Annotated in this window: 1 pseudogene; it reads left to right on the forward strand. The window is 62.8% G+C overall.

Annotated features, from left to right (window positions below):
* Nucleotides 1-231 (forward strand): annotated as a pseudogene (locus tag SB725_RS34230) (hypothetical protein); the annotation flags it as partial.

Raw genomic sequence — 231 nt, forward strand, 5'->3', positions numbered from 1 at the left:
GTTCGTCCCCATCGCGGCATTGCCAATCCCAATTTCCGCAACCTGGGCATTCCCATGACCGCCGCCACCGACCGCATGCGGCGCCAGGAGGGCTTTGGCGCCAACGAGCTGAAGATCCCGGCCAATCGTCCGTTCGCCTTCATGTTCTACAACACGGAACCGGGGATGGATAAGGACTACCGTGCCGTCTGCGAGCAAAGCGTGACCTTCGTTCCCGAAGCCGGCGCGACC

The sequence above is a fragment of the Pseudomonas sp. SIMBA_041 genome, from assembly GCF_046535095.1.
GTDB classification, from domain to species: Bacteria; Pseudomonadota; Gammaproteobacteria; order Pseudomonadales; family Pseudomonadaceae; genus Aquipseudomonas; species Aquipseudomonas mucoides.